11 protein-coding genes are annotated in these 13,139 nt (G+C 74.1%); 5 read left to right on the top strand and 6 right to left on the bottom strand.

The features are described 5' to 3' along the window. Positions 1-30: 30 nt before the first annotated feature. Positions 31-2,748 (top strand): pyruvate, phosphate dikinase, encoded by a 2,718-nt coding sequence (gene ppdK, locus J1G43_RS08440; protein ID WP_207378322.1) that lies wholly within the window; start codon positions 31-33, stop codon positions 2,746-2,748. Positions 2,749-2,851: 103 nt separating this feature from the next. Here the strand turns inward: ppdK and J1G43_RS08435 are convergent, their stop codons facing one another. From J1G43_RS08435 to hrcA, 3 genes are all read right to left on the bottom strand, one after another. Beyond that, positions 2,852-3,610 carry a 16S rRNA (uracil(1498)-N(3))-methyltransferase gene (locus J1G43_RS08435; protein WP_207378321.1) on the bottom strand — a complete coding sequence of 253 codons (759 nt, stop codon included), beginning with the start codon at positions 3,608-3,610 and terminating at the stop codon, positions 2,852-2,854. After that, positions 3,607-4,731: a molecular chaperone DnaJ gene (gene dnaJ, locus J1G43_RS08430; protein ID WP_207341048.1), complete on the bottom strand. Its 1,125-nt coding sequence runs from the start codon at positions 4,729-4,731 to the stop codon at positions 3,607-3,609. The genes J1G43_RS08435 and dnaJ overlap by 4 nt, the downstream gene beginning before the upstream one ends. Before the next feature lie 87 nt (positions 4,732-4,818). Further along, positions 4,819-5,841, bottom strand: a complete 1,023-nt coding sequence (hrcA, locus tag J1G43_RS08425) for a heat-inducible transcriptional repressor HrcA (RefSeq protein WP_207341259.1) — start codon at positions 5,839-5,841, stop codon at positions 4,819-4,821. A 202-nt stretch (positions 5,842-6,043) separates the two neighbouring features. Here hrcA and J1G43_RS08420 point away from each other — a divergent pair, with 202 nt between their 5' ends. Beyond that, positions 6,044-6,913 (top strand): DUF3097 domain-containing protein, encoded by an 870-nt coding sequence (locus J1G43_RS08420; protein ID WP_207341047.1) that lies wholly within the window; start codon positions 6,044-6,046, stop codon positions 6,911-6,913. A 61-nt stretch (positions 6,914-6,974) separates the two neighbouring features. On the opposite strand, the gene J1G43_RS08415 is transcribed toward J1G43_RS08420, so the two are convergent. Then, positions 6,975-8,099: a hypothetical protein gene (locus J1G43_RS08415; protein WP_207341046.1), complete on the bottom strand. Its 1,125-nt coding sequence runs from the start codon at positions 8,097-8,099 to the stop codon at positions 6,975-6,977. A gap of 163 nt (positions 8,100-8,262) precedes the next feature. On the opposite strand from J1G43_RS08415, the gene J1G43_RS08410 reads away from it, so the two are divergent. Both J1G43_RS08410 and J1G43_RS08405 read left to right on the top strand, forming a co-directional pair. Further along, positions 8,263-8,640: a DUF4870 domain-containing protein gene (locus J1G43_RS08410; protein WP_207378320.1), complete on the top strand. Its 378-nt coding sequence runs from the start codon at positions 8,263-8,265 to the stop codon at positions 8,638-8,640. Positions 8,641-8,720: 80 nt separating this feature from the next. After that, a complete protein-coding gene (locus J1G43_RS08405; RefSeq protein ID WP_307859557.1) occupies positions 8,721-9,023 on the top strand; it encodes a DUF4870 domain-containing protein in 303 nt (100 codons plus the stop codon). An 18-nt stretch (positions 9,024-9,041) separates the two neighbouring features. Here J1G43_RS08405 and hemW read toward each other — a convergent pair whose 3' ends face one another. Together hemW and lepA are read right to left on the bottom strand one after the other, a co-directional pair. Next, entirely contained in the window at positions 9,042-10,280 is a 1,239-nt protein-coding gene (hemW, locus tag J1G43_RS08400; protein WP_207378319.1) for a radical SAM family heme chaperone HemW, read from the bottom strand. 25 nt (positions 10,281-10,305) lie between these two features. Continuing rightward, the gene (gene lepA / locus J1G43_RS08395) at positions 10,306-12,198 is read right to left on the bottom strand and encodes a translation elongation factor 4 (RefSeq protein ID WP_278186609.1); all 1,893 of its coding nucleotides are present in this window, start codon (positions 12,196-12,198) and stop codon (positions 10,306-10,308) included. 158 nt (positions 12,199-12,356) lie between these two features. Here lepA and J1G43_RS08390 point away from each other — a divergent pair, with 158 nt between their 5' ends. Continuing rightward, positions 12,357-13,097 (top strand): maleylpyruvate isomerase family mycothiol-dependent enzyme, encoded by a 741-nt coding sequence (locus J1G43_RS08390; RefSeq protein ID WP_207378318.1) that lies wholly within the window; start codon positions 12,357-12,359, stop codon positions 13,095-13,097. Positions 13,098-13,139 lie beyond the last annotated feature (42 nt).

The raw sequence follows: 13,139 nt of genomic DNA, 5'->3' as shown, positions 1-13,139 counted from the left end.
GTGGTGTTGCGTGGCGACGGAGGAAGCACCATGGCGCGGTACGTCAAGGACTTCAGCGAGGGCGACAAGGACCAGAAGGACCTGCTGGGCGGCAAGGGGGCGAACCTCGCCGAGATGACCCGGCTGGGCCTGCCGGTGCCCCCCGGGTTCACCATCACGACGGAGGCGTGCCGGGCGTACATGCGCACCGGCGAGGTGCCGCCCGAGCTGCGGGTCGAGGTCACCATGGCCGTCCGCCACCTGGAGGACCAGCTGGGCCGACGGCTCGGCGACTTCCACGACCCGCTGCTGGTGTCCGTGCGCTCCGGTGCCAAGTTCTCGATGCCCGGGATGATGGAGACCGTCCTCAACGTCGGACTGAACGACGCCTCGGTGCAGGGCCTGGCCGAGCTCTCCGGCGACGAGCGCTTCGCGTGGGACTCCTACCGCCGGCTCATCCAGATGTTCGGCCGCACGGTGCTCGACATCGACGGCGACCTCTTCTCCGAGGCGCTCGACAAGGCGAAGGCCGCGCGCGGCGTCACCGCCGACGTCGACCTCGACGCGGACGACCTGCGCACGCTGGTCGGCACGTACAAGCAGATCGTGCGCGAGCAGTCGGGCCGCGAGTTCCCGCAGCACCCGCGCGAGCAGCTCGACATGGCGATCGTCGCGGTCTTCGACTCCTGGGGCACCGAGCGCGCCCGGCTGTACCGCCGCAAGGAGCGCATCCCGGACGACCTGGGCACGGCCGTCAACGTCTGCTCGATGGTGTTCGGCAACCTCGGGCCGACCTCCGGCACGGGCGTGGCGTTCACCCGCGACCCCGCGTCGGGCCGCACGGGCGAGTTCGGCGACTACCTCGTCAACGCCCAGGGCGAGGACGTGGTCGCGGGCATCCGCAACACCCTGTCGCTCGCGGACCTCGAGGAGGTCGACCCCGCGGCGCACGCCGAGCTGCTGCAGGCGATGCGCCGGCTCGAGACCCACTACCGCGATCTGTGCGACATCGAGTTCACGATCGAGCGTGGCAAGCTGTGGATGCTGCAGACCCGCGTGGGCAAGCGCACCGCACCCGCGGCGTTCCGCATCGCGTGCCAGCTGGTCGACGAGCACCTCATCACGATGGACGAGGCCCTGTCCCGCGTGACGGGCGCCCAGCTCTCGCAGCTGCAGTTCCCGCAGTTCGCCCCGGTGGACGACGACTCCGACCGCGTGCTGCTGACGCGGGGCATGGCGGCGTCGCCGGGCGCTGCGGTCGGCATGGCCGTGTTCGACCCGGCCACGGCGGCGCAGTGGGCGGCCGACGGCAAGGACGTCATCCTCGTGCGCCGCGAGACCAACCCCGACGACCTCGGCGGCATGATCGCCGCGGTCGGGGTGCTCACGGCGCGCGGCGGCAAGACGTCGCACGCGGCCGTCGTGGCGCGCGGCATGGGCCGCACCTGCGTGGTCGGTGCCGAGGAGCTGGTCATCGACTCCGAGGCCCGCACCATGACGGCGCGCGGGCACACCGTCCACGAGGGCGACGTCATCGCGATCGACGGCACGAGCGGCGACGTCGTCCTGGGCGACGTCCCCGTGGTCCCCTCGCCCGTGCAGCGCTACCTCGAGGACGGTCTGGACGTCGCGCTGGCCGAGGCCCCCGACGACGAGACCCGCGAGCTGGTGCGGGCCGTCGACCGGATCCTGCGGCACGCCGACGCGAGCCGCCGGCTGCACGTGCACGCCAACGCCGACACGGCGGAGGACGCCGCACGCGCCCGGCACCTGGGTGCGCAGGGCATCGGCCTGTGCCGCACCGAGCACATGTTCCTCGGCGAGCGCCGTGTGCTCGTCGAGCGGGTCGTGCTCGCGGCCGACGACACCGAGCGGCAGGCGGCGCTCGACGCCCTGCTGCCGCTGCAGCGCCAGGACTTCACGGACATCCTCGCCGCCATGGACGGGCTGCCGACGACGATCCGGCTCATCGACCCCCCGCTGCACGAGTTCCTCCCGGACCTCACCGACCTGTCGGTCAAGGTCGCGCTGCAGGCCGAGCGCGGCGAGGTCGACGAGCACGACGTCACGCTGCTCGCCGCGGTGCGCCGCATGCACGAGGCGAACCCGATGCTCGGTCTGCGCGGTGTCCGGCTGGGGCTGGTCATCCCCGGGCTGTTCGACCTGCAGATCCGCGCGGTGGCCGAGGCGGTGGCGGCCCGGCTGGCCGCCGGCGGCGACCCGCACGCCGAGATCATGGTCCCGCTGGTGGGCTCGGTGCAGGAGCTGCGCCTGGTCCGCGAGCGCGCCGTGGCGATCATGGCGGAGGTCAGCGCCGAGCAGGGCGTCACCGTCGACCTGCCGGTCGGGTGCATGATCGAGCTGCCGCGGGCGGCGCTGACCGCGGACCGCATCGCGGCGCAGGCGCAGTTCTTCTCGTTCGGCACCAACGACCTCACGCAGACGACGTGGGGCTTCAGCCGCGACGACGTGGAGGGTGCGTTCTTCGCGCAGTACACCGCGAACGGCGTGCTGTCGGTGTCGCCGTTCGAGACGCTCGACGTCAAGGGCGTCGGACAGCTCGTGCAGATCGCGGTCGAGCGCGGACGTGCGACCCGGCCCGACCTGACCCTGGGCGTGTGCGGCGAGCACGGCGGCGACCCGGAGTCCATCCGGTTCTTCGACGCCGTGGGCCTGGACTACGTGTCCTGCTCGCCGTTCCGGGTGCCGATCGCCCGGCTCGAGGCCGGCCGCGCGGCGATCGAGCACGAGGGCAGCGACTCGCGCTGACACACCGGACCGGTGGGGGCGGCGGCACCTCTCTCCCCGTCGCGCACCGCCGCCCCCACGTCCCCTCCTGCACGGGACGGCGGACCAGCACCTGCCGGAGCCGTCAGCCCCAGCGGCCGAGCCGGTCCGCGAGCATCGCCAGGGCCACGGGGCCTGCCGTGGACGTCCGCAGCACGTGCGGGCCCAGCCGGCAGACCACGGCGCCTGCCCCGGTGAGGGCCTCCAGCTCGCGGTCGCTGATGCCGCCCTCGGGGCCGACGACGACCAGCACCTCGCCCCCGGCGGGCGTCGGGACGCCGTGCAGCGGTGTCGTGGCGGACTCGTGGAGGACGACGGCCGTCCCGCCGGCCGCGACGGTCGACGCGACGCGCGCGACGAGCCCGCGGTCGTCGAGGGCCTCCTCGACCACGGGCATGCGGGCGCGCCGGGACTGCTTCGTCGCCGCGCGCGCCGTCCCGACCCAGCGAGCGCGGCTCTTCTGCGCGCGCTCGCCCCGCCAGATCACCACGGAGCGCTCGGCCTGCCAGGGCACGACCCCGTCGACCCCGACCTCGGTGGCCGCCTCGACGGCCATCTCGTCACGATCGCCCTTGGCCAGAGCCTGCACGAGCACCAGCCGCGGGACGGGCTCGGGCTCGACGACGACGTCCTCGACGTCCACGCGCACCCCCTCGGGGCCGGCGGTCCGCACCCGGCCGACGAGCCGGACGCCGGCGCAGTCGACCACGTCGACGCGCTCCCCCGGTCCGCGGCGCTGCACGACGCCGGCGTGCCGGCCCTCCGTGCCGTCCAGGAGGTACTCCCCTCCGGGCCGCACGTCGGCGAGCCGGCCGGGCTCGACGACGAAGACCGGCGCGCTCACCGGCCCGCGAGCTTGTCGCGCAGCTTGGCGAACATCCCGGGGTTGGCCGCGGCGAAGCGTGCCTCGGGGCGCTCCTCGCCGCGCAGCACGGCGAGACGACGCAGCAGCTCGGCCTGCTCGTCGTCGGCGGGGGTGGGCACCTGGACCTCCACGTGCACGTGCAGGTCCCCGCGGCCGCCCACGTGCAGGTGCCCGATCCCCAGCCCGCGCAGCGTGACGACCTCCCCCGGCTGCGTGCCCGGGCGCAGGTCGACCTCCTGCGGCCCGTCGAGGGTCTCCATCGACAGGACCGTGCCGAGCGCGGCCGCGGTCATGGGCACCTGGAGCGTCGCGTGCAGGTCGTCGCCGCGTCGCACGAACGTGTCGTGCTTGCGCTCGCGGACCTCGAGGTACACGTCGCCCGCCGGACCGCCGGCCGGGCCGACCTCACCCTGACCGGTCAGCTTGATGCGCGTGCCGGTGTCGACGCCCGCGGGCACGTCCACCGACAGCGTCCGCCGGGACCGCACGCGGCCCTCGCCGGCGCACTCGGTGCACGGCTCGGGGATGACCGTGCCGAACCCGTGGCAGGCCGCGCAGGGCTGCGTCGTCATGACCTGCCCGAGGAACGAGCGTGCCACCCGCTGCACGGACCCGCGCCCGCCGCAGACCTCGCAGGTGCGCGGCGAGGTGCCGGGCCGGCAGCAGGTGCCACCGCACGTGGGGCACAGCACCGCCGTGTCCACCTGCACCTCGCGGTGGACGCCGAACGCGGTCTCGGCCAGGTCCAGGTCGAGGCGCACCAGGGCGTCCTGCCCGCGCCGGGCACGCGCCACCGGGCCGCGCGGAGCACCGCCCGCGGCGGCGCCGAAGAACGTCTCGAAGATGTCCTGGAACCCGAAGCCGCCGCCCATGCCACCGCCCGGGGACGCGGGGTCGGCGCCCATGTCGTAGGCGCGACGCTTCTCCGGGTTGCCCAGCACGTCGTAGGCGCGCGACACGTCCTTGAACCGCTCCTCGGACGCGGGGTCGGTGCCCGCCACGTCGGGGTGCAGCTCACGGGCGAGCCGGCGGTAGGCCTTCTTGATCTGCTCGGGCGTCGCGTCGCGCGGCAGGCCGAGGATCTCGTAGTAGTCGGTCACGTGGCGTGCTGCTCGCTTCCTGCTCGTGGGTGGCGTGCCCGGCCGCGCGCGCGGCGCGCCCGGCGGCGCGTCCGCGGGGCGTACCGGTCAGCCCGCAAGGATCCGGGTGAGGTACCGGGCGACGGCACGGACCGCCGCCATGGTCTGGGGGTAGTCCATGCGCAGCGGGCCGACGGCCCCGAGCACGGCGACGGACGACCCGTCGCCGCCGTACCCGCTGGTGACGATGCTGGTCTCGGCCAGCCCCTCGTGCTGGGTCTCGCGGCCGATCCGCACCGCGACGCCGCCGGAGTCCTCCGCCATCTCGGACAGCAGGCGCAGCAGCACGACCTGCTCCTCGAGGGCCTCGAGGACGGGTCCGATGGTGTGCGGGAAGTCGGCGTTGGCGCTGCGGGCCAGGTGCGACGCACCCGCGACCACGACCCGCTCCTCCCGCTCCTGCGCGAGGGTCTCGGCCACGACCGCGACGACCGAGCGGGCGAGGTCCTCGCCGCCCGACGTGAACTCGGCGGCGAGAGCCTCGAGAGCGCCGTCCAGCTCGGCGAGGCGCAGGCCCGCGGCGACGACGTTCAACCGCACGCGCAGCCGCGCCACGACGGCCTCGTCGAGGTCGGTGGTGAGCTCCAGGGTGCGCTGCTCGACGCGACCCGTCGTGGTGATGATGACGACGAGCAGGTGACGCTCACCGACAGGGACGAGCTCGACGTGCCGCAGCGCCGAGCGGCGCAGCGACGGGTACTGCACGATCGCCACCTGGTGCGTCAGCTGGGCGATGAGCCGCACCGCACGGTCGATGACGTCGTCGAGGTCCACCGCCTCCTCGAGCAGCGTGCCGATCGCCCGCTTCTCCGCGGCGGACAGGGGACGCACGCCCGACAGGCGGTCGACGAACTCGCGGTAGCCCAGGTCGGTGGGCACGCGACCGGCCGACGTGTGCGGCTGGACGATGAGCCCGGCCTCCTCGAGCGCGGCCATGTCGTTGCGGATGGTGGCCGGCGAGACGCCGAGCGCGTGGCGCTCCGCCAGGGCGCGCGAGCCCACGGGCTCACGGGTCGCGACGTAGTCCTCGACGATGGCGCGCAGCACGTCCAGCCGCCGGTCCTCGCTGATGCTCATGTCGCTCCCTCCTGCCCCCGTGGCCCTCGAGCGCCCCCGCGGCGCCGCACCGCGGCGTCCTGGGTAGCACTCGCCCGTACCGAGTGCCAATTCTACGCGCACGTCCAGGAGGCGGGGTGGCGTCCCCCGCACCGTCCCCGCCACCGTCCCCGCGCGTCCGCCGCGGCGGCGCGCCGGGACCTCCTAGAGTGCCCGCGTGACCGACGACCGCTACGGCTCCGACGTGCTGTCGGGCGACCGCTCCCCGTCCCGTCCCGTCCACCACCGCCCCGCGCGCACGTCCCGCGAGCAGGCCGCCGAGCCCGGTCTGGTCGTCGAGGACGTCGAGACCGGATGGGTCGGCGCCGTCGTCCGCGTCGAGAAGTCCGGGGGCCAGCACGTCGTGGTCCTCGAGGACCGGCGCGGGCGCACGCGGACGTTCCGGCTCGGTCCCGGGTTCTGGGTCGACGGCCAGCCGGTGGTGCTCACGGCGCCGGTGACCTCGCGGGCACCCGCGCGACCCACCCGCACCGCGTCGGGGTCGGTGGCCGTGCCGGACGCGCGGGCCCGCGTGGCGCGCGGATCGCGCATCTGGGTCGAGGGCAAGCACGACGCGGAGCTGGTCGAGAAGGTCTGGGGCGACGACCTGCGCGTCGAAGGCGTCGTCGTCGAGCTGCTCGACGGTGTCGACCACCTCGCGGACGCCCTGCGGGACTTCCGCCCGAGCGCGGACCGGCGCGTCGGCGTGCTCGTCGACCACCTCGTCCCCGGCTCCAAGGAGAGCCGCATCGCGGCCGACGCCCTGCGTGCCGCGCCCGCCGGGACCGTCCTGGTGCTCGGGCACCCGTACGTCGACGTGTGGCAGGCCGTGCGCCCCGAGCGCGTCGGGCTCGACGCGTGGCCGACCATCGAGCGCGGCACGGAGTGGAAGCGCGGCATCCTGCGCGAGCTGGGGTGGCCGGCGGACGACCAGGCGGACGTGGCGCGGGCCTGGCAGCGCATCCTGCGCTCGGTGCGCTCGTACGCGGACCTCGAGCCGAGCCTGCTGGGCCGCGTCGAGGAGCTCATCGACTTCGTCACCGCCTGACGCCGACGACGCGGGGGCCCCGTCCGCCCGGCGGACGGGGCCCCCGCGTCTTGCGTGCGGCTCAGGCCGCGAGACGCCCGTCGGTCAGACGACGGTAGGCGTACACGGTCAGCAGGGCGCCGACCGGCAGCGAGACCAGCACACCGATCCCGCACACCAGGCTGCCGACCCAGCTGACCAGCGCGACGACGAGGTACACCAGGATCGCCGTGCCGAGGTCGCGCGTCTGCAGGTTCACGCTCGTGCGGATCGCCTGCACCGCGCTCTCGCCGCGGTCCACGATCGCGACCACCGCGTAGAACACGAAGAACCCGGCGACGAACAGCGCGACCTGACCGAGGAACGGGATGACGCTCGCCACGACGCCGGCGGCACAGGCGATGAGCGCGAACAGCAGCAGCTGACCCGCGGACGACGTGTCGAACAGGTCACCGATCGACAGCGGGCGGCCGTCGGCGACCTTGAGTGCGGCCTTGACGAACGCCGCACCGAACAGGACGAGCAGGAGCAGCAGCAGGGCGGCGTAGATCGTGATGCCGATGGAGCCACCGATGCCCGCGAGCACACCGGGTGCGTCCCCGGACCCGATGACGGCGGCGACGCCGCCGACCATCGCTGCACCGATCACCGCGACGACCGCGATGACGACGAACCACACCAGGCCACCCAGCACGAAGGCCGCCCAGTTCTGCCCGAACTTCGAGAACGACCACGAGAACCCGGCACCGATGTCGACCGGACCGGACGGCGACGCGTACGGCCGGCCGTACGGCGACTGCTGACCCGGCGTGCCGTAGGGCGGCGGTGCGCCGTAGGGCGGCGGTGCGCCGTGGGCCGGCGGGGTGCCGTAGGGCGACGGTGCGCCGTAGGGCGCGGCGGGCGGGGTGCTCCCGGGCCCGGACGAGGTGGCGGGTGGCGGGTACGGCGGGGAGCCGGCCCCCGGCGGCGGGTACCCGCCCGGCGGCGGTGTCGGAGGCTGCGGGGGCGGCACGTCCTGCGCGGCCGGGCCCGGTGCCACCGGCGGGGGCGTGGGAGCCTGCGCGGGCGGCACGTCCCGCGCGGCCTCACCGGGGGCGGAGGGCGGGCCCGGCACCTCGTGGGCGCCCTCGCCGTGGGCGGGCGGGGGCGGCGGGACCGCGCTGCCGCCGTCGTCGCTCGGCGGCGTGCCGCCGGTGTTCTCGCTCATGCGTGCCTCCAGGCGTGACCAGGGCGCGGACACGCCCTCCTCGCAGGGAACCCACCCGCCCTGCGGCGTGTCAAGGCACCGCGCCGCCGACCGTGGCGCGCCCCGGTCACCGGGCCGTACGCTGCGGACGCCCGCCACCACCGACCACTCCTGGAGCCGCCCCGTGTCGTACGACCCCCGGGACACACCGCCCCGCCCGCCCGCGCCGGGCAACACCCTGGCGATGGTGGCGCACCTCGGCGGTGTGCTCACCTACCTGTTCGCGGGGTGGGTCGTGTCCCTCGTGGTCTGGCTGGTCCAGCGGGACCAGGACCGGGCCGCGGCGCAGGAGGCGCGCGTCGCGCTCAACTTCCAGCTCACGGCGCTCATCGCGATGGTCGTGCTGCACGTCGTGGAGCAGTTCCCCGTGATCGGGATCATCGGGTGGATCGGCAAGCTCGCGGTCGGGGTCGTCGCGCTCGTGCTCTCGATCGTCGCGGCCGCCGCCGTGTACCGCGGCGGGTCGTACCGCTACCCGTACAGCCTCGAGCTCGTCCGGTGAGCACGCCCGCACCCCCGTCCGGGTGGGACGCACCTGCACCCGTCTCCCCGCTGCGCCCGGAGGACGAGCGGACCTGAGCGATCCTCGTCCACCTGCTGCCGCTCCTCGGGCTGGGGTTCCTGGCGCCGCTCGTCGTCTGGCTCGTCTTCCAGGGCTGCGGGCCGTTCCTCGAGCACCACGCCAAGGAGTCGCTGAACTTCCAGCTGACGGTACTGATCGCCGTCGTCGCCGGCGCGCTCCTGTCGCTGGTCCTGTTCGGCGTCCCGGCGCTCGTCCTGCTGGTCGCCTCCGTGCTGTGGGTGGTCCTGGAGATCCTCGCCGCCGTCGCCGCGAGCCGGTGGGAGTGGTACCGCTACCCGCTGACGCTGCGGCTGGTCCCCTGAGCCGGGGACGCGCACCGGTCAGACGGTGAGCGCCCGCACGACCGCGTCGGCCAGCAGCCGGCCCCGTCGGGTCAGGACGACCCGGCGCGGACCGTCACCACCGAGCGCGGCGCGCGGGTCGACCAGCCCGTCCGCGACGAGCCCCGCGACCGCCGGACGTGCACCCGCGGGCAGGTCGTCGACCAGCAGGCCCTCCGCGATGCGCACGCGCAGCATCACCCGCTCCAGCTCCGCCGTCGCACCGTCGACGACCTCACGCCCCGCGGCGGGACTCAGCCCGCGCCCCAGCCGGTCGGCGTACGCCCGCGGGTGCTTGACGTTCCACCACCGCACGCCGCCGACGTGGCTGTGCGCCCCGGGGCCGATCCCCCACCAGTCGTCGCCGCGCCAGTAGCCGAGGTTGTGCCGTGAGGCGTCGGCCGGTGTGCGCGCCCAGTTGCTCACCTCGTACCAGTGCAGGCCCGCCGCGGTCAGCAGGTCGTCCGCCAGCTCGTACTTGGTCGCCTGGTCGTCCTCGTCGGGCAGCGTCAGCTCGCCGCGGCGCACCTGCACCGCCATGCGCGTGCCGGGCTCCACCACCAGGGCGTAGGCGCTCACGTGGTCGACCCCCGTGGCGAGCGCGGCGTCCAGGGACCGTCGCCAGTCGTCGAGCGACTCCCCCGGCGTGCCGTAGATCAGGTCGAGCGAGACCCGCAGCCCCGCGTCGCGTGCCCAGCGCACGACGTCGGGGATCCGGTCGGGGTCGTGGGTGCGCTCGAGCGTGCGCAGCACGTGCGGGACGGCGGACTGCATGCCGAACGACACGCGCGTCACGCCGGCTGCGGCCAGCCGCGCCAGGCCGTCGGGCGTGACCGAGTCGGGGTTGGCCTCCGTCGTGACCTCGGCGCCCGGGGCCAGACCCCACGTGTCCCGCACCCCGTCGAGCATCCGGACCAGGTCGTCCACGGGCAGCAGCGTCGGGGTGCCCCCGCCCACGAAGACGGTGGCCACCTCGCGCGGGGGCAGCCCGGCCGCCCGCAGCACCCGGTCCGCGAGCGCGACCTCGCTCAGCGCGGTGCCGGCGTACGCGGCGAGGCTCGCCCCGCCACCGAGCTCGGTGGCCGTGTAGGTGTTGAAGTCGCAGTACCCGCAGCGCACGGCGCAGAACGGCACGTGCAGGTACACGCCGAAGGCGCGGCCCTGCGCACCCTCGGCGGCCGAGGCGGGCAGCGCACCGTCCGCGGGGGCGGGGTCGCCGTCGGGCAGCGCGGGGCTCACCGGGCACCGCCCGTGGCCACGCTGCTCACTTCTTCTTCGCGTCCTTGGCGTCCTTGCCGCCGCCGCCGTCCGACGACAGCGCGGCGATGAAGGCCTCCTGCGGCACGTCGACCCGACCGATGGTCTTCATGCGCTTCTTGCCCTCCTTCTGCTTCTCCAGGAGCTTGCGCTTGCGGGAGATGTCACCGCCGTAGCACTTGGCCAGGACGTCCTTGCGGATGGCCCGGATGGTCTCGCGGGCGATGATGCGGGCGCCGATCGCCGCCTGGATCGGCACCTCGAACTGCTGGCGCGGGATGAGGTCCTTGAGCTTGGCCGTCATCATGACGCCGTAGGCGTAGGCCTTCTCCTTGTGCACGATCGCGCTGAACGCGTCGACCGTCTCGCCCTGCAGGAGGATGTCGACCTTGACCAGGTCGGCGACCTGGTCCCCGACGCGCTCGTAGTCGAGGCTCGCGTAGCCGCGCGTCCGGGACTTGAGCTGGTCGAAGAAGTCGAACACGATCTCGGCCATCGGCAGCACGTAGCGCAGCTCGACGCGGTCCTCGGAGAGGTAGTCCATGCCCTGGAGCTCACCGCGCTTGGTCTGGCACAGCTCCATGATCGCGCCGATGAACTCGGACGGGGCCAGGATGGTCGCCTTCACCATCGGCTCCCGCACGGCCAGGATCTTGCCCGAGGGGAACTCGCTCGGGTTGGTGACCGTGACCACGCTCTTGTCCTCGAGCGTGACCTCGTAGACCACGTTCGGGGCGGTCGAGATCAGGTCGAGGTCGAACTCGCGCTCGAGCCGTTCGCGCACGATCTCCAGGTGCAGCAGGCCGAGGAACCCGACGCGGAAGCCGAACCCGAGCGCGACCGACGTCTCCGGCTCGTAGTTCAGCGCCGCGTCGTTGAGCTTCAGCTTGTCGAGCGCGTCGCGCAGGATCGGGTAGTCGGTCCCGTCGATCGGGTAGAGCCCGGAGAACACCATCGGCTTGGGGTCCGAGTACCCACCGAGCGCCTCCGCGGCCGGCTTGCCGGCGTTGGTGATCGTGTCGCCGACCTTGGACTGGCGCACGTCCTTCACGCCGGTGATGAGGTAGCCGACCTCGCCGACACCGAGCCCCTTGGTCGGAACCGGCTCCGGGGAGCTCACGCCGATCTCGAGCAGCTCGTGCGTCGCGCGCGTCGACATCATGACGATCTTCTCGCGCGGGTTCAGGTTGCCGTCGACCACGCGGACGTACGTGACGACGCCGCGGTAGGTGTCGTAGACGGAGTCGAAGATCATCGCGCGCGCGGGCGCGTCCGCGTCGCCCGTGGGCGGCGGGACCAGCTCGACGATGCGGTCCAGGAGCGCCTCGACCCCGACGCCGGTCTTGCCCGAGACCTTCAGGCAGTCCTCCGGCTCGCCGCCGATGAGCTTGGCGAGCTCCTCGGCGTACTTCTCCGGCTGCGCCGCCGGCAGGTCGATCTTGTTGAGGACGGGGATGATCTGCAGGTCGTTCTCGAGCGCCAGGTAGAGGTTGGCGAGCGTCTGGGCCTCGATCCCCTGGGCGGCGTCGACCAGCAGGACGGCACCCTCGCACGCCGCGAGCGAGCGCGACACCTCGTACGTGAAGTCGACGTGGCCCGGGGTGTCGATCATGTTGAGCGCGTACGGCTGCACGGTGCCCGTCGCGTCCGCGACCCCCCACGGCATGCGCACGGCCTGCGACTTGATCGTGATGCCGCGCTCGCGCTCGATGTCCATCCGGTCGAGGTACTGCGCACGCATGGCGCGCGCGTCCACGACGCCCGTCAGCTGCAGCATCCGGTCGGCGAGCGTCGACTTGCCGTGGTCGATGTGCGCGATGATGCAGAAGTTGCGCAGCAGCTCGGGTGCGGTCGCCGAGGGACGGATCGCCTCGGCGGCGGTGGCGGACGGGATCGGCAACTCGGCGTTCTCCGGCTTCTGGACGATCTGTGGGCGGTCGGTCGACCGTGGCGCTGGTGCCGTCGCGACGCCGGGCTCGCCCGTGGTCGGCGGGATCCCGACCCCCGGTGGCGGACCCGACCCTGTCGGGTGTCGGCGGCGGACACCACCATGGTCCCATGACACGCGACCTGGGCGACGCAGCCGTGACGACGGTGCCCGGCTCCGAGCCGGACCTGGCGACGCTGGCCGCGCTGCAGGAGCGGTTCCGCACCGGCATCGGCGAGGTGGCGCCGGACGTGCCGGTGCCGTGGTGCGGGCGCTGGCGCGTGCGCCACCTCGTGGTGCACCTCGCCCGGATCCACCACTGGGCCGCCGGGCAGGCGCGCCGCCGCCAGGAGACCCCGCTCGGCCGCGGCCCGTTCGTCCTGGACGACCTGTACGCCGCGCAGGCCGCCGAGCTGTACGAGACCCTCGCGGCCCTCGACCCGGCCGCACCCGCCTGGACCCTCGACGACAGCGGCGTCGTGCGCTTCTGGCACCGCCGCCAGGTCCACGAGACCCTCGTGCACCTGTGGGACCTGCGGACCGCCGGCGACCTGCCCCTGGAGGTCCCGCCCGCGCTGTGGGCCGACACGGTCGACGAGGTCGTGCACGTGATGCATCCCCGCCAGGTGCGACTGGGCCGGTCGACAGCGTCGCCGGTGCGGGTCGGGCTCGCCGCGACGGACGCGGGCCGGACGTGGACCGTGCACGCGCGGGACGACGCGCCTGCGGCGCCCCTCGCCGAGGTGGCCGGTCCGGCGGCCTCGCTCGCCCTGCTGCTGTGGGGACGCACGACGCTCGACGACCCGCACCTCGCGGCGACGGGCGACCGTGCCGCCCTGCAAGCGGCACTGGGAGGTCCCCTGACCCCCTGACCTGCTCGTGCGCGCAGATTTCCTCGTGCACGGCGGACGGCC

The sequence above is a fragment of the Cellulomonas sp. zg-ZUI22 genome, assembly GCF_017353535.1.
Lineage (GTDB): Bacteria > Actinomycetota > Actinomycetes > Actinomycetales > Cellulomonadaceae > Cellulomonas > Cellulomonas wangleii.
Note: the sequence above shows the minus strand (reverse complement) of the source record. Positions and strands in the feature narration are given on the sequence as shown.